The 19,078-nt window shown below is 41.1% G+C and carries 18 protein-coding genes, 4 tRNA genes and 1 riboswitch; of the genes, 15 read left to right on the top strand and 7 right to left on the bottom strand.

Annotation, left to right across the window (positions count from 1 at the left end; translation table 11 throughout):
* Nucleotides 1-207: 207 nt before the first annotated feature.
* The 5 genes from LVY74_RS07085 to LVY74_RS07065 form a co-directional block, all read right to left on the bottom strand.
* A complete protein-coding gene (locus LVY74_RS07085) occupies nt 208-996 on the bottom strand; it encodes a metallophosphoesterase (RefSeq protein ID WP_237814691.1) in 789 nt (262 codons plus the stop codon).
* A gap of 24 nt (nt 997-1,020) precedes the next feature.
* Nucleotides 1,021-1,629, bottom strand: coding sequence for an NUDIX domain-containing protein (locus tag LVY74_RS07080; protein ID WP_237814507.1), 609 nt, complete (start codon nt 1,627-1,629; stop codon nt 1,021-1,023).
* 75 nt (nt 1,630-1,704) lie between these two features.
* Complete coding sequence (gene thiC, locus LVY74_RS07075; RefSeq protein ID WP_237814506.1) at nt 1,705-3,600, bottom strand: phosphomethylpyrimidine synthase ThiC; 1,896 nt, start codon at nt 3,598-3,600, stop codon at nt 1,705-1,707.
* Nucleotides 3,601-3,691: 91 nt separating this feature from the next.
* Nucleotides 3,692-3,814: riboswitch (TPP riboswitch) on the bottom strand.
* A gap of 77 nt (nt 3,815-3,891) precedes the next feature.
* Complete coding sequence (locus LVY74_RS07070; protein ID WP_237814505.1) at nt 3,892-4,773, bottom strand: DMT family transporter; 882 nt, start codon at nt 4,771-4,773, stop codon at nt 3,892-3,894.
* 66 nt (nt 4,774-4,839) lie between these two features.
* Entirely contained in the window at nt 4,840-5,934 is a 1,095-nt protein-coding gene (locus LVY74_RS07065; protein ID WP_237814504.1) for a hypothetical protein, read from the bottom strand.
* Nucleotides 5,935-6,240: 306 nt separating this feature from the next.
* Between LVY74_RS07065 and phoU the strand changes: the two genes are divergently transcribed.
* Nucleotides 6,241-6,963 (top strand): phosphate signaling complex protein PhoU, encoded by a 723-nt coding sequence (phoU, locus tag LVY74_RS07060; RefSeq protein WP_237814503.1) that lies wholly within the window; start codon nt 6,241-6,243, stop codon nt 6,961-6,963.
* 324 nt (nt 6,964-7,287) lie between these two features.
* On the opposite strand, the gene LVY74_RS07055 is transcribed toward phoU, so the two are convergent.
* Together LVY74_RS07055 and argH are read right to left on the bottom strand one after the other, a co-directional pair.
* Nucleotides 7,288-7,560: an oxidative damage protection protein gene (locus LVY74_RS07055; protein WP_237814502.1), complete on the bottom strand. Its 273-nt coding sequence runs from the start codon at nt 7,558-7,560 to the stop codon at nt 7,288-7,290.
* Nucleotides 7,561-7,570: 10 nt separating this feature from the next.
* Nucleotides 7,571-9,004 (bottom strand): argininosuccinate lyase, encoded by a 1,434-nt coding sequence (gene argH / locus LVY74_RS07050; RefSeq protein WP_237814501.1) that lies wholly within the window; start codon nt 9,002-9,004, stop codon nt 7,571-7,573.
* Here argH and LVY74_RS07045 point away from each other — a divergent pair.
* From LVY74_RS07045 to LVY74_RS06980, 14 genes are all read left to right on the top strand, one after another.
* Nucleotides 8,995-10,137, top strand: coding sequence for a sensor histidine kinase (locus tag LVY74_RS07045; RefSeq protein ID WP_237814500.1), 1,143 nt, complete (start codon nt 8,995-8,997; stop codon nt 10,135-10,137). The genes argH and LVY74_RS07045 overlap by 10 nt on opposite strands.
* Nucleotides 10,138-10,180: 43 nt before the next feature.
* The gene (locus tag LVY74_RS07040; RefSeq protein ID WP_237814499.1) at nt 10,181-10,921 is read left to right on the top strand and encodes a LytR/AlgR family response regulator transcription factor; all 741 of its coding nucleotides are present in this window, start codon (nt 10,181-10,183) and stop codon (nt 10,919-10,921) included.
* Between the two features lie 84 nt (nt 10,922-11,005).
* Nucleotides 11,006-11,926, top strand: a complete 921-nt coding sequence (gene hemC, locus LVY74_RS07035; RefSeq protein WP_237814498.1) for a hydroxymethylbilane synthase — start codon at nt 11,006-11,008, stop codon at nt 11,924-11,926.
* A 2-nt stretch (nt 11,927-11,928) separates the two neighbouring features.
* On the top strand, nt 11,929-12,696 hold the full coding sequence (locus LVY74_RS07030; protein ID WP_442862781.1) for a uroporphyrinogen-III synthase: 768 nt from the start codon (nt 11,929-11,931) through the stop codon (nt 12,694-12,696).
* Nucleotides 12,693-13,526: a hypothetical protein gene (locus LVY74_RS07025; RefSeq protein ID WP_237814496.1), complete on the top strand. Its 834-nt coding sequence runs from the start codon at nt 12,693-12,695 to the stop codon at nt 13,524-13,526. The genes LVY74_RS07030 and LVY74_RS07025 overlap by 4 nt, the downstream gene beginning before the upstream one ends.
* A 9-nt stretch (nt 13,527-13,535) precedes the next feature.
* Nucleotides 13,536-14,732, top strand: coding sequence for a heme biosynthesis protein HemY (locus LVY74_RS07020; RefSeq protein ID WP_237814495.1), 1,197 nt, complete (start codon nt 13,536-13,538; stop codon nt 14,730-14,732).
* 202 nt (nt 14,733-14,934) lie between these two features.
* Nucleotides 14,935-15,261 (top strand): H-NS histone family protein, encoded by a 327-nt coding sequence (locus LVY74_RS07015; RefSeq protein WP_237814690.1) that lies wholly within the window; start codon nt 14,935-14,937, stop codon nt 15,259-15,261.
* A 142-nt stretch (nt 15,262-15,403) separates the two neighbouring features.
* Complete coding sequence (locus tag LVY74_RS07010; RefSeq protein ID WP_237814494.1) at nt 15,404-16,030, top strand: FHA domain-containing protein; 627 nt, start codon at nt 15,404-15,406, stop codon at nt 16,028-16,030.
* Nucleotides 16,031-16,094: 64 nt separating this feature from the next.
* Nucleotides 16,095-16,766, top strand: a complete 672-nt coding sequence (locus LVY74_RS07005) for a phosphoglycolate phosphatase (protein ID WP_237814493.1) — start codon at nt 16,095-16,097, stop codon at nt 16,764-16,766.
* Between the two features lie 126 nt (nt 16,767-16,892).
* Nucleotides 16,893-18,386: an anthranilate synthase component I gene (gene trpE, locus LVY74_RS07000; RefSeq protein ID WP_442862777.1), complete on the top strand. Its 1,494-nt coding sequence runs from the start codon at nt 16,893-16,895 to the stop codon at nt 18,384-18,386.
* Nucleotides 18,387-18,484: 98 nt separating this feature from the next.
* Nucleotides 18,485-18,560: transfer RNA gene (locus LVY74_RS06995), tRNA-Thr, on the top strand.
* A 52-nt stretch (nt 18,561-18,612) separates the two neighbouring features.
* Nucleotides 18,613-18,696: transfer RNA gene (locus tag LVY74_RS06990), tRNA-Tyr, on the top strand.
* Between the two features lie 38 nt (nt 18,697-18,734).
* Nucleotides 18,735-18,810: transfer RNA gene (locus LVY74_RS06985), tRNA-Gly, on the top strand.
* Between the two features lie 12 nt (nt 18,811-18,822).
* Nucleotides 18,823-18,897, top strand: a tRNA-Thr gene (locus LVY74_RS06980).
* Nucleotides 18,898-19,078 lie beyond the last annotated feature (181 nt).

Below are 19,078 nucleotides of genomic sequence, written 5' to 3'. Positions count from 1 at the left end.
GCATTCCTCATCATATACATCGAGATCGACGTAATCGCTATGGTGATATGCAAGTTTGTTGTTATTTCACCCTTAAACAAGAATTTAATTCATGTTCAAGGGGTCGTCATCATAAAGACTTTTTGCATACTTGAATAGTATTAAATTCTACCCAAGCGATCCTTTTTCAAGACAGTTAAATTAATCGAAATTACACGAAATGGAAAGTTAATAACCTGAAATCTCGTTATTTATTTTTGGAATGAGATGGTCTAAACGATAAACCTGACTTTCAATGTGCCCATCGTTATACAATTCCAATACACGATAACCTGCTGCATCATGCTGTCCCAAAGCAAAATCATGGCTTTGTGGTTCAAACTGAATACAGGTAGAAGGGACGGCTAAAAATTGGATATTGTCTTGAATCTGTGAAAATTCTTGATGAACATGACCGTGAATAACGGCTTTGACTTGAGGAAATTTATGCAATACCGAGCAAAGATCAGCACTGTTTTTCAGACGATGATGATCAATCCAGTCGGACTGCATATGGAGCGGATGATGATGGCAGCCGATCAGCACAAAACCATCATTTATTTGTTGTAACAATTGCTCTAATTGATCTAATTGATCTTGATCAATATGTCCATCAATTTTTCCCGTAACAGCACTGGTCAGTAAAATGACTGTCCAAGGCTTGAGATCAATCACGGTGATGGGTGACGATTGTGAATAAGGGAAAATCTCTAAATCATCATGGTTGCCTGGGGTTTGATAAAAAGGGATTCCAAGGCGTTGCATATATTGAAGGTAGCGTGCGTAGGTGACAGGGGTCGCATCTTGTGCAACATCCCCTGTATGAATGATGACTTGTGCATCTGGATGCTGAGCCACAATATGCTGCATGATGTCATGGAAACTATGCTCAGGGCACATTTCGACAAATGTGGCATCTGCTTGTTCCATGAGGTGAGTATCACTAATCTGAATAATGGTCTGAGCTTGTTGTGTCATTGCATCCATCACACTTAAATGCTTTTATTTTTGAATATGTTGCTGTAGCCATTGCAATGCCATAATGACAGGTGCATTGGCCAATCGTCCACTGCGAAGTAATGGTGCAAGGTCAGCATAATGAAATAAATGCAATTGAATATTTTCACCTTCTCCAGCGACTCCAAAAATTCCACCTTGTTCAGGCAGTTCGGCTTGTGCGACATATAAATGGAACAGTTCTGAACATGCGCCCGCAGAAGGATAGAAACTGAATAAATGCTGGAGTTGATCAATCGCACAGCCTGATTCTTCAAGGCTTTCACGGCGAATACAGGTTTCTGGTGATTCATCACCATCGAGAACCCCAGCAATAATTTCGAGTTGCCATGGTGACTGTGCATCATCGAGTGCACCGACACGGAATTGTTCGATCAGAGCAAAGCGTTGTTGTTGATCATTATAAATGAGTACTCCAGCAGCTTCTGGGCGGTGAATTAACTCACGTTGTAAGATGGGTGTGTAGCCTGTTTTTTCAAAAAGGCGGTGACGTAGACTGACTTTCTCAACTTGTAAGAAACCTTTAAATAATGTTTCGCGTGAAGTCACTTCAACATCGTGTTTATTATAGCTGGCATGCTCAACGATATTCATAAGCAAAATTAGGATGAAATATTTCACTTCATCCTAACTGAGCTAGCGATTAAGGCAACACTTTTTTTATCAAAATTAGACCTTGTGGTATAACTTTTGTCCAGTTTGTTGATAAGTGGCTTTCATCTCTTGTAAACCTTGTTCAACTTCTTGATTTTCAATAGCTAACTGGTTTGCGTTCTTTTGGTTTTCTGCATAATCACGCACGTTTTGTGTGATCTTCATTGAGCAAAATTTAGGCCCGCACATTGAACAGAAGTGCGCCGATTTATGTGCATCTTTGGGTAAAGTTTCATCATGCATACTACGCGCGGTGTCAGGGTCTAAACTCAGGTTGAACTGGTCATCCCAACGGAACTCAAAACGTGCTTTTGACAACGCGTTGTCACGGACTTGAGCGCCCGGATGTCCTTTGGCAAGGTCAGCAGCATGCGCAGCGATCTTGTAAGTGATGATGCCATCTTTCACGTCTTTTTTGTTGGGTAGACCCAAATGCTCTTTTGGTGTGACATAGCAGAGCATCGCTGTGCCGTACCAACCAATCATCGCTGCACCAATTGCAGAAGTGATATGGTCATAACCCGGTGCGATATCAGTGGTCAGTGGCCCAAGGGTATAAAATGGCGCTTCTTTACACACTTCAAGTTGCAAGTCCATATTTTCCTTGATCATGTGCATTGGCACATGTCCTGGCCCTTCAATCATCACCTGAACATCATGTTCCCAAGCACGGTGGGTCAATTCACCTAAAGTTTTCAATTCGCTGAACTGCGCTTCGTCATTGGCATCTTGAATACAGCCCGGACGTAAACCATCACCTAAACTAAACGACACGTCATAGGCTTTCATGATTTCGCAAATTTCATCGAAATGCGTGTAGAGGAAATTTTCTTCATGATGCGCCAAACACCACTGCGCCATGATTGAACCACCACGGGACACGATGCCTGTCAGACGGTTGGCGGTCATTGGCACATAACGGAGCAAGACACCTGCATGGATGGTGAAGTAATCCACACCTTGTTCAGCTTGTTCGATGAGCGTGTCTTTAAAGATTTCCCAAGTCAGGTTTTCGGCAACGCCATCGACTTTTTCTAGTGCTTGATAGATTGGCACGGTACCGATTGGCACTGGCGAGTTACGGATAATCCACTCACGGGTTTCGTGAATATTTTTACCTGTTGACAAGTCCATGATGGTATCTGCACCCCAACGGGTTGCCCATGTCATTTTTGCGACTTCTTCATCAATTGATGAACCCAGTGCCGAGTTACCAATGTTGGCATTAATTTTCACCAAGAAATTACGCCCGATAATCATCGGCTCAAGTTCAGGGTGGTTAATGTTGGCTGGAATAATTGCACGCCCAGCAGCCACTTCCTGACGCACAAATTCAGGCGTGATTTCTTTCAGGTTTTGTGCCCCAAAGTTTTGTCCAGCATGCTGACGCATATCGACATCGTGGCGCTGACGTTGATTTTCGCGAATGGCAATGTATTCCATTTCAGGCGTGATGATACCTTGCTTGGCATAGTGCATTTGCGAGACGTTTTTGCCTGCTTTGGCACGACGCGGGTTTTGAATATGCGCAAAGCGGATTTCAGCAGTACGGATGTCACGTAGACGTTCCTGACCAAATTTAGAAGTCAAGCTGTCGAGGATATCAGTATCTTCGCGCTCTTCAATCCAAGCACTACGCACAGAAGCTAAACCTTGATTCAGGTCGATGTGTGCATTTGGATCGGTATAGGCACCTGAAGTGTCATAGACCATGACAGGAGGATTGTGTTCACCACCTAAACCTGTCGGAGTTTCAGTCAGTGAAATTTCGCGAAAAGGCACTTGAATATCTGGACGAGAACCTTCGACATAGACCTTGCGAGATGCAGGTAAAATGCGGGTGAGATCTTTCGCATCTTGTTCATGTTGTGCTGAAATATCAGCAGGGGATAGATTCGTTAATTGGTTCATGGTCATGATCCTTATGAATGACATCAACGAATCAAGCACGACCAAAAACGTGGCAGATTTATCTTGTAAAAAAGATAAAAAGAGGGCTGTAGTTTTTAGATGGCTTGATTCCTACGCAGGTCTTAACCTGATCAGGTTCAACGGTACTTGTGTTTAAATGCAAAGGCACTGACACAATCTCAGCGAGGTATTACTCGCGCTCCGTCAAGCATGGCAACAGCTTAGCATGTTTTATCTGAGAAAAAAGACTCTAGGGAAAAAATGCTAAGCGGTTCAAATTAATGATTTGAATTAGAAATATTTTTTAATTTTGAGCTTGGATAAAACTACAGGGTTACACAGCAAGATTGAGGTGAAAATTAAAGTGAAACCAATCAAACTGGTGTGGTCAGGCAGTTCTCCCCAAAATAAATAGCCCCAAATTCCTGCAAAAATAATGGCGACATAATTCACAGGGCCAATCTGCCCCGCAGGTGCAAGACTATAAGCTTTCGACATGAAAATTTGACTGATATTGGCGAGTAAACCTGCGCCAACTAAAAAAGCCAGTTCATGCAAATGATAGGGACGAATCAGCCAAAACATCGGAATGGCAGAGACGAGAGAGCCGAACACACAAAAATAAAACACGATTCGTTCAACAGGTTCAGTGTCGGTTAGGGCACGTACTGTCACAAAAGCCATTGCTGCCAAGAAACTGGCACTGAGACCAATCAGGGAAATACTATTGAACATGCCAGAATCGGGTTTTGCAACGCAGAGTACGCCTGTGAGACCAATTGCAGCAGCAATCAGCATCGATTTAGTAATGCGTTCTTTCAGAAACAGCCAAGCAATCAGGGGAATAAAAATTGGTGAGGAATAGGTAAACACCATGGCATTGGAGAGTTTTAAATGGGCAATTGCATAGAAAAAACCATACATGGCGGATAAGCCAACAATGCTGCGCCAAAGGTGCATCCAGAGTTTTTCAGTCTTAAAAAAGCTGGGACCTTTTTGGATTAACATTGGAATAAAAATAAATAATCCAACAAAATTGCGGAAAAATACCACGGTTGAGTTATCAACACTATGTGAAGCATAGCGGATGCAGACACCCATAATGGAAAATAAAAAGGCAGAAACAATGAGGCAAGCAACTGCTTTTAACGGATCTGAGGGAGCAGAGGTCATGATCGGGGAGAGAAATTTGGAATAGCCACTCACGATAGCATAAATTGACTATTTTTACGGCATTTTCTAGAACTGTTGCTTACTGACCAAACTATTGGCGACTTTACCTGCATGCGTAATACAAATTGCATCACTTAAACAGTCACGATTGATGTGGGTGCTATCTAAAGTTAGAGGATCATAAAGTCCCATATAACGGTCTAACTGTTTAATGGTTTTAATTGTTTGATGCTGACTTGAACGTTTTTCGGTTGGACTGAGTTCAATCGGCAGATCTTGGTCACGCTGTGCTGTGGGAATCTGGATAAACTGTAAGAATTTTTCTGCTTGTAAACCTAATGCAGAATGATCTTCAGCCGCAAGATATTTAATTTCCTGTAAAGCTTCAGGATTAATCGAATCCTCACCGACATAATCTGTAGATACAGGCAAGCTGCTGATTCCATGAAACAGAAATTGGGCATATTTGAATTTTAAGCGTTGAGCATCATCAATAAGAGCACTGTTGGCATAATCATTGACATAATTTTGCCAAAAGCGCGCACGTCTAGAAATTTCAGACCACGACACATTAAATGTACTTCCCGATAAAATCGGAAATTCATTTTGAGCAGCAAGATTTTCAATAAAAATTTGTTCGGCTTTGGGTAAGTAAGGCGCAAAGATATGCAGTAAATACTGTGGCTGTCGGCGGTACATAATGCCTGTATCACCAGAGTCATAGACTTCAAAGTAGGCACGGCTCCCTTGATGTTGCAGTAAGTAGCGATCACGTTCAGCAAATTGAGCTTGATAACTGGTGGCATAGCCATTGCTATTCATTGCATATTGGTCAAAAGCCTGCTCTTGCTCAGGAGTACGCTCTGTGGATAAAAAGCGTTGGTACATACTGGTTGAGGCGTAGAGAAGTTGCTGTCTTTGTTCCATTGGAATTTGTGGTAGGCATTTTTCAAGCTGCTGATTGACAAATTGCAAATCTTCGACTGAGCTGCTGCTATTGATATTTTGCATTTGCTGGCTGAGTAGACTGCATAAAGACATCACTGTTTTGGGTGCAACATGCGGTTGAGATTCTTCCTGATGCGGTTCGCTAGATTGTTGATGGCAGCCTGCGATCAACAGCACGAGCAGCAACGTGACGCGCCCTAGTCTCAACGGCATAGATCAACCTCAGAATTTAGATGGATATGTTTTCTAACAGTGCGAATTTATTCAAGATATTTTCAGCCGATTGCTCAATGAAAGCTGTTGTAGAGTTGCAAACTTTGGTTAATAAATTTAGCGAAGTGTCAAGAAAAGCAGCGATATACCCTTAGCATGTAAAAAAGTATGTTTTTTCAAAAGAATAAGCATAAAATCTTTAAGATTTTAAAAACTCAGATCAAAAAATAATGCTTGCTGTCATGAAAGCGTCATGCGCTGTATGCTTCAATACGATTATTCGTTTCTCGATTTTGGAGATTTCTCTTGAGCCTTAAAAACCCCATCTTAGCGCATCATATTTCTTCACAATTCAATGAAGATTTACAAGAAGTAAATGCTAAATTTATGGCGATGGGAGGGATAGTCGAGCAACAAGTCACCAATGCCATTCATGCGCTACTGGATACAGATGTCAGCATGTCTCTTGATGTTCAGTATCAGGAAAAAAATGTCAATCGCCTAGAATGTGAGATTGATGAAGGTTTGACTCTGATTTTAGCACGTCGCCATCCTGCAGCCATTGATTTACGTATGGTGATTGCGATGAGTAAAGCCAATACCGATATGGAACGAATTGGGGATGAAGCCTTAAAAATTGCCAATATTGCCCAAAGTCTGTGTGAAGAAGGGGGATCGCCTCGAGGTTTCATGGAAACGCGACATATTGGAAATCAGGTACGGGTCATGATTCATGAGGCACTCGATGCATTTGCACGTTTAGATGCTGATCAGGCTCTGCAAGTTTTGCGTGCCGATGCAGATATTGACCGTGAGTATCAGTCTGCAACACGTACACTTATGACATATATGATTGAAGATCCGCGTTATATTTCACGAGTTTTGAGTGTGCTGTGGGTACTGCGTTCATTAGAGCGTATTGGTGATCATGCCCGTAATATTGCAGAGCAGGTGATTTATATTGTCAAAGGCTTAGATGTACGCCATACCAGCGTTGATGAAATTGAGCAGCGAGTACATAGCCGTTAATTGACCACTCATTTGCTTTGAAAAGGTGAAATGATTTTCACCTTTTTTTATGCTTATTGAGAATCTAAGGAATAAAAAAAATCCCAGAGTTGGGGGTGATCTGGGATGTATAAAAGGGTAATTCGTTATATCAGCAAGAACTTCGCCTTGTTAAAAACATCATAACCATCGTTTAAGAAGCTGTCATGTGTAGTCCTGTGAGGACTTGTTATTTTCTATGATTCTTTGTAAATATAACGTAAATTTTGTATAAAAAAGCAACAAACTGGTCGTTGCTTTTTATCGAATGTTCAGTACAAGATCATATTTTTATGGTTAAAAATATTATTTCTCTGCTGTCCAGCCTTCTGCTTTCTCAACACTGTCATCATTACTGAAAAACTTTTCACGCTGTTCTTCAAGGAACTTTTTCGCGTCTGGTTCAAACACATTTAAGCGTTTTTCATTAATCAGTGTAGTTTGGTGTTTTAACCATTCTTGCCAAGCCTGTTTAGACACGCTATCAAACAGTTCTTGTCCTTTTGCACCTGGGAACGGTGCAAAATCCAAACCTTCCATTTCCGTTTGATATTTACGGCAAAATACTTGTCGAGTCATATCTTGATCCTTAAGCGTAAAGCTTAGCTAAACGTGTATGCGCACGTTCAATTGCAGCAGCCACTTGTACAGGTGCTGTGCCGCCAATGTGGTTACGTGCGCTGACAGATGCTTCAAGGGTTAATGCTTTTTCAAAGACATCCGCACTGATCAGGTCAGAGAACTGTTGAAGCTGTTCAAGGCTCAGCTCAGACAAATCTTTTGATTCTTGAACACCAAGCGCAACTGCTTTACCCACAATTTCATGCGCATCACGGAATGCCACGCCTTTTTTCACAAGATAATCTGCCAAGTCTGTTGCGGTAGAGAAACCACGCAGAGCTGCTTCACGCATCACTTCGATGTTTGGAACAAGGGCAGGAATCATGTCAGCGAAGGCCATGAGTGAACCACGAACGGTATCAATCGCATCAAACAAAGGCTCTTTGTCTTCTTGGTTGTCTTTGTTATATGCCAATGGCTGACCTTTCATCAGGGTCAACAAGCTCATCAGGTCACCATAAACACGACCTGTCTTACCACGAATTAACTCAGGAACATCTGGGTTTTTCTTTTGTGGCATGATGGATGAACCTGTACAGAAACGGTCAGGAATATTCACAAATCTGAACTGAGCCGATGTCCATAGAATCATTTCTTCAGACATACGTGACAAGTGCATCATGATTAAAGATGCAGCCGCATTGAATTCAATGCCGAAATCACGGTCAGAAACTGCATCGAGCGAGTTTTCGCTCACGGCTTCAAAGCCGAGCAATTCAGCAGTATACGCACGGTCGATTGGATAAGTTGTACCTGCAAGTGCTGCTGAACCGAGTGGCATACGGTTGACACGTTTACGGCAGTCAATCAGACGTTCGCTGTCACGAACCAACATTTCAAACCACGCCATTAAGTGGTGACCAAAAGTCACAGGCTGTGCCGTTTGCAAATGGGTAAAGCCAGGCATGATCGTTGTGGTGTTTTTCGCAGCTAAACCAAGAATGCCTTTTTGTAGGCGTTCAAGTAGTTTTAAGATGTCGTCAATTTCATCACGCACATATAAACGAATGTCGGTTGCAACTTGGTCGTTACGGCTACGACCTGTATGTAGTTTTTTACCTGTGATGCCAATACGATTGGTCAAACGTGATTCAATGTTCATGTGAACATCTTCAAGGTCGATACGCCATTCAAACGTACCCGCTTCAATTTCCTGACGAATTTCAGTCAAGCCTTGAATAATATCATCACGTTCAGCTTCAGTGAGAACGCCGACTTTGGCAAGCATAGTCGCGTGTGCGATTGAGCCAGCAATATCTTGTTGATAAAAACGTTGGTCAAATTGTACAGATGCAGTAAATTCAGCAACAAAGGCATCAGTAGCTTCAGTAAAACGACCTCCCCACATACCTGAGGTTTCATTGGTTTGCGGAGTATTAGAGGAATGAGAAGATGTGGTCATGGCGGCTCAGTAAAATAAAAAGCAGTATAACAAAAGCTCAGCAACTTGCCGATGCTCAAGATCATCATTCAGTCCAGAGTAGCGACGCGCTGCACAATCAGTCTGCCTATTTTTTTACGAAAATAGGGCGTTGGCAACACTTAATCGAATTATTTGCAGCCAGTAGTATTTTGGCACTTACATTAAGTCTTGCAGAATCAGGTGGTTGGGAGGTTATGAGCTGGGGACATACGCTTCAATATTTGCTCTATATTTACTGGGTGATTTTGGCATTTGTGGTTGCTGTACAAAAACTAGAACAGCCTTTAAATAAAATGAACCATACTCAGGCATTTACAGCCGCCTTTTTTTTATTACAGGCAATCATTTTACTCAGTAGCCTATCTCTGAATGTGCTTTTGCTGTGGGTGCATTTTGGTTGGCAGCGATTATTTGAGGGATCGCGCTGGTGGGATGGTGTTGGATTGCACTTGAGTTATGGGGTGTTGATGAGTGCGTTCTGTTTGAGATATTTATATATAAGAAATCAGTGGCTTAAACAACAACATAGCGAGTTGCAAGCCCGTATTCAGGCGATGCAGGCACGGATTCAACCTCATTTTTTATTTAACAGCTTAAATAGTGTCGTCAGCTTGATTGCGACCGATCCAGATAAAGCTGAGGATATGTTGATTAATTTATCTCGTTTATTTCGGGTCAGTTTTCAGGAGTTGAAATTGGTCAGTTTGGCAGAAGAATTAAAAATATGTCGTCAATATATTGCAATTGAGCAAATCCGTCTGCGAGATCGTTTAGAAATGGACTGGCGCTTACCTGATCTACAGGCATTGCAATATATTCAAATTCCTGTATTAAGTTTGCAGCCCTTACTTGAAAATAGTATTTTTCATGGTGTTGAAAAAATAAGCAGTCCGTGTAAGATCAGTGTATTGGTCGAGATTCTTGATCGACAAGTCAATATTGTGATTACCAATCCATATTTACAACAACAACAAGGGCAACGACAAGGTAATGGAATTGCATTAGAAAATGTCAAGCAACGGTTACATGCCTACTATGGCGATGCTGCGCATATACAATGTTTTGCGGGGCAAGGTATCTTTACCACAATCTTAACCTATCCGTATCAATAATAAGCGGATGAAACAAAACAGATAGGGGGAATATAAAGCGCGTATGGATATTTTAATTTGTGATGATGAGCCACTCGCAGTTGAGCGACTGGAACGCCTAGTCACTGATTTAGGACATCAGGTGGTGGCAACGGCAACACATGGTGGGCAAGTTTATGACTTGGTTTTGACCCATGAGCCTGAAGTGATTTTATTGGATATTCAAATGCCTGAAATGGATGGTTTAAGCTGTGCCCTTCAGTTGGCACAACTACAGATTAAACCTGCTATTGTATTTTGTACGGCATATGATCAGCACGCATTACAAGCATTTCAGTCGCAAGCACAAGCCTATCTCTTAAAACCAATTGCAAAAACTGAACTGAGAGAGGTTTTGGATCAGATCTGTAAACCTAATCAGGCACAGATGAATCAGTTAAAACCACAAGAAGCAGCACCTGTAGCGAAGAAGCAACGTCAACATATTACGGCTAAATCTCATCGTGGCGTAGAATTAATTCCTGTCGATCAAATCTATTATTTTTTGGCAGATCAAAAATATGTCACGATTCGCCATCAAAAAGGCAGTGTGCTGATTGATGAAACCTTGAAAGATCTAGAATCTGAATTTCCTGAAAAATTTATTCGAATTCATCGTAATGCTTTGGTTTCAATCCATTTTCTTGATGGCATTGAAAGCATTTGTTCAGGGCAGTACCAAGTACGCTTACGTGAGATTGGCGAACGTCTTGTGATTAGCCGTCGGCATTTGCCGCAGTTACGTGAGTCGATGCAGCAACTCTAAACAGTTTTTTGGGTTTGGGTCTTGCATTTTTATTAGATCAGGTTAAGTTTAGGGCATTATCTCAATGCTCAGACTTCATCCATTATGAATATTTTGAAAATTGCGACTCGTCAAAGCCCACTTGCCTTGTGGCAAGCGGAGCATATTAAAAGTCGACTTGAGCAACTACATCCGCATTTAACTGTAGAATTGGTTACTTTTGTGACGCAAGGGGACAAAATCCTCGATACACCATTGGCAAAAATTGGTGGTAAAGGCTTATTTGTAAAAGAATTAGAAAATGCTTTACTCGATGGGCGTGCTGATTTAGCTGTCCATTCGATGAAAGACGTTCCAATGCAACTGCCTGAAGGCTTAAGTCTTGCCGTGATTTGTGAACGCGAAAATCCAATGGATGCTTTTGTATCGAATCACTACACACACTTTAATGAGCTACCTCAAGGTGCGGTGGTGGGTACATCTAGTCTACGCCGTAAGTGTCAAATTTTACAGCAGCGTCCTGATCTGACCATTAAAGACTTACGTGGCAATGTTGGAACACGTCTTGGAAAATTGGATGATGGTCAATACGATGCGATTATTTTGGCCAGTGCGGGTTTAAAACGCTTAGGACTTGAGCAACGTATTCGTCACCATGTTGCGGTTGAAATGAGCCTGCCCGCGGTTGGACAAGGGGCATTGGGTTTGGAATGTCGTACAGATGATCAAACTGTTCTTGATTTAATCGCACCATTGGCTCATGCGGAAACACAAGCGTGTGTGACGGCTGAACGTGCATTTAATGCCTACTTGGAAGGGGGCTGCCAAGTTCCAATCGCAGGTTTTGCAACGTTACATGATCAACAGTTGCAAATTGAAGGGCGTGTGGGAAGTGTCGATGGCACGGTTCTACTAAAAGCACGAGTACACGGTGCAGTTGCTGATGCAACCCAACTTGGTGAAGCCTTAGCTCAACAATTACTTGCTCAAGGGGCAGGTGAATTACTCAAGGCTTTACAGCACTAATGATGTTGTTGCTGAATACGCGACCAACTCAGCGTGCTGCTACGCTGAGTCAAAGATTAAATCGAGCAGGTATAGAGGTTGTTGAACTGCCATTGCTTGAATTGACGGGATTGCCTTATTCGGCAGAACTCGCAGCACTTTACGCACAGCTTGCTGATACACAAGTGATTGTGGTGGTGAGTCCAACAGCCGTTGATGTGGGAATGCAATATCTACAAGCAAGCCAAATTGAGATGTCGAGTCTGGCGCATATACAGTGGATTGCAGTAGGGCAGGCGACAGCACAACGCTTAAAAGATTATGGAATTTCTGCAAGCATTCCTGACGTTGAAACATCGGAAGGTATGCTTGCGTTACCTGTTTTGCAAAATTTAGCGGTAAAACAGGTAGCATTTTGGCGAGGGCGTGGTGGACGCCAGTTTATGATGGACGCTTTACAGCAGCGTGGAGTAAAGGTTCAAAATTTTGTGTTGTATCAACGTCAATGTCCTGAGCAGGCTCACATTCAGTTTGAACAATTTCAGTCCAGATTTAGACATCAACATCAGTCTGTATGGGTTTGTATAAGTAGTGAAGCGAGTTGGTTGAACTGGCTTAAACTATGTCAAAATAGCCCCGACATTTTATCTCAATGTCAGTATTTAACTTTAGGGACTCGTTTAACCACCTTGGTTAGGCAGCAGCAGATGCCATTGGTCACGCATCAGCTAGATGATTTAGACCCTGAGCAGATCTGCCATTTTCTAATTCAACAAAAAGGTAGCGCATGAGAAAGCTAGTTGTAGCCTCGAGTCTATTGGTTTTATTTTGGATTGCAAAACTCAACTATGATGTGCTGCAAAATACAAAACAATTGCAAGAGCTACAAACGCGCATTTTGCATAGCGAACAAGCCAATGCCAATGCCAATGATCAAGTGGTGGCATTACAGCGTCAATTCAACGATGCGCCAACAGCATCGACTGTAGCGACGAGCAATGCTCCGCTAGCCAATCAACAGAGTTTAAATCCTACGATTTTGGTCAAACAACAACTGCAATTGGTACAGTTTGCTTTGCAACAGCAGCAAGAAGTTTATGCTTTTGAACAATTACAAAAGTTGAATCAGGACATTGCAAATTATCAGTTGTCGCCTGCTTTGCAGCAAAGTTTATATCAGGCGATTGGTCAGGATTTACAGAATCTACAGCAATATCATGATAACCACCAAAATCAATTGGATCAGCTACATTTATTATTTCGCCAGATTGATCAGCAATTGAATCAATTATTATCTCGGCAAACTCAACAATATCAGCCTTTGCAGAAAAAGCATTTCTGGAATGGTTGGTTCAAAGTCGAATCGACAGATCAGCCAAAAACAGAATTAATGAACCAGCGTTTGGTTTTAAAGGAAATCCAGTTGCGGTTAGTCCTCGCCAGACAATTGCTAGATTCTGGTGAATATGATCAATACCAACAAACTTTATTGGATGTAAATCAGTTACTCACTCAAGCTCCAACATTTAACCGCCAAACTTTAGAACAGTTATTAGAAAAGGCCAAACAAATTCCTGTGGTAACCGCACCTAAATTGACCGCACTGGCAATATTGAATTAGAGGTCAGGCATGAAACAAATTCTTTCTTCATATTTATTTGTGCTACTGATCTTGGTTGCTGTTGTCAGTATTTTAAGTTATGGCTATGGATCAGGCTATGTCTATATTTATTTCCGTCATTGGCAGATTCAAAGTAATTTTTGGGCTTTACTCATTTTTCTGGTGTTACTCAGTTTAATTGGGCAGGTATTATGGTTGTTATTAAAACGTTATTTTGGTCGACTTGAGCAACGTAAGCAGAAAGTATTTAATTTTGAACATTTACACCCTTATGAAAAATTAGCAGTTTTGTGGTTGCTAGATGCAAACCAAGAAAAAAGAAACATGGTTGAAGGGATTTTTAAACAATCACAACTGCTGAATGAGGTGATTCAAGCTTATTTTTTAGCAAAGCAAGGTGAAAATCAAACAGCTTTAAATCTACTGGAAAAAAGCTCGGCAATGGCATTTGAGTTGGCTGAATTGCAACGGATTGAGATTTACTTATCTGAGCATAATGCACATCAAGCATTGACTCACTTGGAATTTTTATCTCAGCATGAACTTTCTCCATGGTTGAGAGATATTCAGCAAGGTTATGCACAATGTCTAACACGATTATGGGGGCAGTTTGCAGCACAGTTTCCATGGTTATATTTGCAGAGTACTCAATTTGGCAATCTACATGATGTGGATAAAACCATCTGGTTACAGCAGGTCTTACAAAACTTTGAACATGCCAATCCAGATGAATTAACAGCTTTGCAGCAGCGCTATGAAGCGTATAAAGATACTAAAATTCAACAGGCTACTCGTCAAAATAAGGTTTTGTGGCTGAAAATTTTAGCGCGGTTACCTGAGATGAGTCAGATGCATGCTTTACTTGCAGAAAAATTGCTAGATGAATTGTTTGATCAAGAAGTTTTTTATTTATGGTTTGAAAAACAATTACTTAAGCAAAATCCTGATTATGATAAAATTGAGCAACAGTTAAATATGTGGGAAGAAAAATATCCTAATATTCCTGTGTTTAGTTTTGCACGATGGTTTGTTTATCAGGCAACTCAACGTTTTGAGGCTGCAGAAAAATTATTGGAATTATATCCAGATAATATATTAATGAGTTATTTAAGAATTAAAAATCAATTAAAAGATAATGAGGTATTATTGCAGCAGTTAAACTTATTATTTGAAGGCAACAATAATTATCTTAAAGTAAACTTATAACAATATTCATTTTTGTTAAATTGTTTGTAGTTTTTTAAAATATGAAGTTAGATGTTTTGTTTTAGATAAAAAATAGACGGTACTATTGTAAAAACACGTTATTTATTTCAGTTATCGCTATACTTAATAATCAAAAGTAGATTAATATATTTCGCACATAGAAGTTTATTTTAAATATGCTTCAAGTTGAATTTGGAGAAAAATCGTGCAAGACATTAGCGCATTATCTGTTGAAGAATTAAAACGCTTACAACGTGAAGCAGAAGTTTTAATTGCTTCTAAAAAAGAACAAGCAATTCAAGATGCTTATAATCAAGTGATCGAAATCGCTGCAGGTTTAGATTTAACAATTGAACAGCTTCTTGAATATGGTGCTCAAAAACGTAAAAGCCCAACACGCAAAACTGTTGAACCGCGTTATCGTAATAAAAATAACCCAGAAGAAACTTGGACGGGTCGTGGTAAACAACCTCGCTGGTTGGTGACTGAGTTAGAAAAAGGTGCGAGCCTAGAAAATTTTCTTATCTAATTTAGGTTAAGAAACATAAAGAAAGCTGAATGAATAAATTCAGCTTTTTTTATGGCTGAAAATTCATGTCACATAAATTGTGCAACAAGCAGATCGAATTAAACATGTTATTCTATGCCAAACCAAAAAATGAGAAATCAATATGAGTTGGACGTTACAAGCGATTTCTGATGAATTACAAGGTCAGGAAGTTGAAGTTAAACATGATGTATTAATTGGTCGTCATCAGGACTGTGATGTGGTATTGCAATCATCAGCAATTTCTCGTCGTCATGCGGCACTTGCTGTACGTGATGATCAATTGTGGTTAAGTGATTTAAATTCATCTAATGGCACATTTGTGAATGATTTAAAAATTGTGCAAGAAACTTTGTTGGCTGCAGGTGATATTGTGCAGTTTGCAAATTTGAAATTTGCATTATTGGCAGAAAATACAGATTTAGTTATTGATGAAAACTTAGAATTACCAGAAGCACCAAATGAAGCTCAGAAAATGAGTGAGCAAGGTATGCCAAGTTTGACTGAACGTGCAGTTGAAACACCTGTCAGTCGCGAAGGAATGCCTCAGCATGTTGCTGTACCAAAACCTGCCCCGATTCCTGAGGGAGTTGATATTCATGTCAAGGCTGAACCTGAAGTTGTTCCTGTCGAGGAACCTGTTTCACGTGTTGAACAACAAGTTGAACAGCAAAAAAATGCATCTGTTGGTCTAATTACGATTATCGTAGTGATTATTTTGGCAGTTTTGGCATTTATTTTCTTTAAATAAGTAGACTAGGCATAACTAGCGCTGAGAAGTCTGTTTATGCCTCATGTTTTGATTCGAGGTTTTTATGTCGTCAGTGAGTCGCTTACCACAACGTAATGTCATTTTATTTGATCTAGATGGGACACTGATCGATACCGCCGCAGATATGTTTCGCGCGATGAATATCACTTTGCAGCAACTTGGCTATCCTTTAGTAACTGAGCAGCAAATTCGAGAATGGGTTGGGCAGGGAACTTCTAAACTTTGTGATCGCGTCTTAATGCATTTACAAGGTGAAATTGATCCAACACAGCATCAACGCTTACTCGAAAAATACTTGGAAGTGTATGAAATTGAACTGTGTGTCGAAAGCCAGTTATTTGCAGGTGTCCTGCCTTTTTTAGAGTATTGCCAATCACAGCAGCTCCATATGGCGTGTGTGACCAATAAGCCTGAGCACTTGGCAAAGATCCTCTTGGAAAAACTTGATGTCAATAACTTCTTCGGCTTGGTGGTTGGGGGCGATACGCTTGAGAAACGTAAGCCTGATCCAATGCCTTTATTACATGCAATGAACTTCTTTCAAACTCAGCCTGAAAAAACCCTGATGATTGGGGATTCAAGTAATGATGTGGAGGCGGCTCGTCGTGCAGGTGTGGACTGTGTGGTGATGAGTTATGGCTATAATCATGGTGAGGACATTTCTGCTTGCCAACCGCAGCAAGTGATTGATACTCTCGAAGCCTTAATCGTTTAATGTTTGTTTAATAAGTACAGGAATTTTGGAATGAATATGATCATATTTTTTCGATGGCGTCGCTCATAAACGCTTTTCCGAGTTTTGACTGATCAACCCGATTTAAAAAGATAAAGGCATTCCCAAATGATGACTCCTGAATTATTTCAACAACTGCAACAACAAGGTTTTAACACCATTCCTGTTTACCGCCGCCGTTTGGCAGATACTGATACACCATTATCGGTATTTGCTCGCCTGAAACAGCATAGCCAAGCTTATTTATTTGAGTCCGTCGAAGGTGGCGAAAACTGGGCGCGTTATTCCATTATTGGTTTGGGTGAATCAACCATTTTCTCGTGTAATGCGGGACAACTGACGATTCAGCAGGCAGATGGGCAGATTACTCAACAGCAATGTAGCGATCCATTTCAATATATCCGTGATTTTCAGGCGCAGTTTAAAGTGCCAACTCAGCAAGAGATTCCAGAACTGCCGAGCTTTACAGGTGGTTTGGTTGGTTATTTTGGTTACGATGCTGTTCGTTATATTGAGCCACGCTTGAAAAATGTGCCTGCGGAAGATCCAGTTGGCTTACCCGATATCTGGATGATGCTTTCCAAGACAGTCATCGTGTTTGATAACTTAAAAGACACTTTATTTATTATTGTGCATGCCGACACACAGGATGCCGATGCTTACCAAAAAGCACAGCAACAACTCGATAGCATCGAAAAACAACTCAATACACCAATTAGTTTAGAAGCCAAGCTGCATACAGCTCCGCATTTTGAGTCGCTTACGGGTAAAGAAAAATTCTTAGAATCGATTGAGACAGTTAAAGAGTATATTCGTGCAGGCGATGTGATGCAGGTCGTACCAGGTCATCGCATGGTGTCGGACTTCGATGGTGAACCTTTGCAAGTGTATCGTGCATTACGTCATCTCAATCCATCACCTTATCTATTTTTGGTGCAAGGGCATACTTTAGCGGATCAAAAACCATTTCATATCGTGGGTTCATCTCCTGAAATTCTTTCTCGTTTGGAAAATGGTATCGCTACGGTGCGTCCACTCGCAGGTACGCGACCACGTGGTAAAACTAAAGAAGAAGATTTGGCTTTAGAAAAAGATCTTCTTTCAGATGAAAAAGAAATTGCTGAACATTTAATGCTAATTGATTTAGGGCGTAATGATGTGGGTCGCGTCTCTAAAATTGGTAAAGTGCAAGTGACTGATCAAATGGTGATCGAACGTTATTCGCATGTCATGCATATTGTTTCCAATGTGCAAGGTGAAGTCCGTGATGATGTCGATGCTTTGGATGTTTTTAAGGCAACATTCCCCGCAGGCACACTTTCTGGTGCGCCAAAAATTCGTGCGATGGAAATTATTGATGAAGTTGAGCCTGTAAAACGTGGCATTTTCGGCGGTGCTGTCGGATATTTAGGCTGGCATGGTGAAATGGACATGTCGATTGCAATCCGAACCTGCGTTATTCGTGAAAATAAGGTCTATGTACAAGCGGGAGCGGGGCTTGTTGCGGACTCAAATCCTGAATCTGAATGGAATGAAACCCAAATAAAAGCTCGCGCAGTGATCAAAGCGGTTGAATTATCATCAAATGGATTGATTTTATGAGTTTTTCGCGATTTTTTTTAAAAAATCGCTTGCATCATTTCTGTGTTTTGCTAAACTGCACACCGTTCCGATACGAAACATCGAAACGCTAAGAAAGAGCCGGCATAGCTCAGTTGGTAGAGCAACTGACTTGTAATCAGTAGGTCCACAGTTCGAATCCGTGTGCCGGCACCATTTAAGCGAGATGTTAAGTTGAAAGAATAGCACTGAAATAAAGTGTGATAATGGTGAGATTCCCGAGCGGTCAAAGGGGGCGGACTGTAACTCCGCTACGAAAGTTTCGAAGGTTCGAATCCTTCTCTCACCACCATATTTTAACTTCGAATGAAGTGGTATACATACCAACATGCGGGAGTAGCTCAGTTGGTAGAGCGGCAGCCTTCCAAGCTGCATGTCGCGAGTTCGACCCTCGTCTCCCGCTCCATCGAAGATTATCGCTCTTATAGCTCAGTGGTAGAGCACTCCCTTGGTAAGGGAGAGGTCTCGAGTTCAAATCTCGATAAGAGCTCCAGATTACAGTTTAGTAGAATTATCTACAAATTTTTAAAGAAGCAGGCTTATTAGTCTGCTTTTAAAGTATTGGGCGTCTGTTTTTTTTAAGACCATATGTCGATGTGCTGAGTTGCTTTAAATGCTTAGTCCCCTGTAGCTTGGTTTCGACGTAAACGAGGAAGAACATCATGGCTAAAGCC

The sequence above is a fragment of the Acinetobacter sp. ME22 genome, from assembly GCF_022012315.1.
Taxonomy (GTDB): Bacteria; Pseudomonadota; Gammaproteobacteria; order Pseudomonadales; family Moraxellaceae; genus Acinetobacter; species Acinetobacter brisouii_A.
The sequence above is the reverse complement of the archived record's forward strand: the minus strand, read 5'-3'. Positions and strand labels throughout refer to the sequence as shown.

Coding starts and splice junctions, on each gene's coding strand:
- LVY74_RS07085 (WP_237814691.1), bottom strand. CDS start 996: ATGACACAACAAGCTCAGACCATTATTCAGATTAGTGATACTCACCTC.
- LVY74_RS07080 (WP_237814507.1), bottom strand. CDS start 1,629: ATGAATATCGTTGAGCATGCCAGCTATAATAAACACGATGTTGAAGTG.
- thiC (WP_237814506.1), bottom strand. CDS start 3,600: ATGAACCAATTAACGAATCTATCCCCTGCTGATATTTCAGCACAACAT.
- LVY74_RS07070 (WP_237814505.1), bottom strand. CDS start 4,773: ATGACCTCTGCTCCCTCAGATCCGTTAAAAGCAGTTGCTTGCCTCATT.
- LVY74_RS07065 (WP_237814504.1), bottom strand. CDS start 5,934: ATGCCGTTGAGACTAGGGCGCGTCACGTTGCTGCTCGTGCTGTTGATC.
- LVY74_RS07055 (WP_237814502.1), bottom strand. CDS start 7,560: ATGACTCGACAAGTATTTTGCCGTAAATATCAAACGGAAATGGAAGGT.
- LVY74_RS07045 (WP_237814500.1), top strand. CDS start 8,995: ATGTGGTCATGGCGGCTCAGTAAAATAAAAAGCAGTATAACAAAAGCT.
- argH (WP_237814501.1), bottom strand. CDS start 9,004: ATGACCACATCTTCTCATTCCTCTAATACTCCGCAAACCAATGAAACC.
- LVY74_RS07040 (WP_237814499.1), top strand. CDS start 10,181: ATGGATATTTTAATTTGTGATGATGAGCCACTCGCAGTTGAGCGACTG.
- hemC (WP_237814498.1), top strand. CDS start 11,006: ATGAATATTTTGAAAATTGCGACTCGTCAAAGCCCACTTGCCTTGTGG.
- LVY74_RS07030 (WP_442862781.1), top strand. CDS start 11,929: ATGTTGTTGCTGAATACGCGACCAACTCAGCGTGCTGCTACGCTGAGT.
- LVY74_RS07025 (WP_237814496.1), top strand. CDS start 12,693: ATGAGAAAGCTAGTTGTAGCCTCGAGTCTATTGGTTTTATTTTGGATT.
- LVY74_RS07020 (WP_237814495.1), top strand. CDS start 13,536: ATGAAACAAATTCTTTCTTCATATTTATTTGTGCTACTGATCTTGGTT.
- LVY74_RS07010 (WP_237814494.1), top strand. CDS start 15,404: ATGAGTTGGACGTTACAAGCGATTTCTGATGAATTACAAGGTCAGGAA.
- LVY74_RS07005 (WP_237814493.1), top strand. CDS start 16,095: ATGTCGTCAGTGAGTCGCTTACCACAACGTAATGTCATTTTATTTGAT.
- trpE (WP_442862777.1), top strand. CDS start 16,893: ATGATGACTCCTGAATTATTTCAACAACTGCAACAACAAGGTTTTAAC.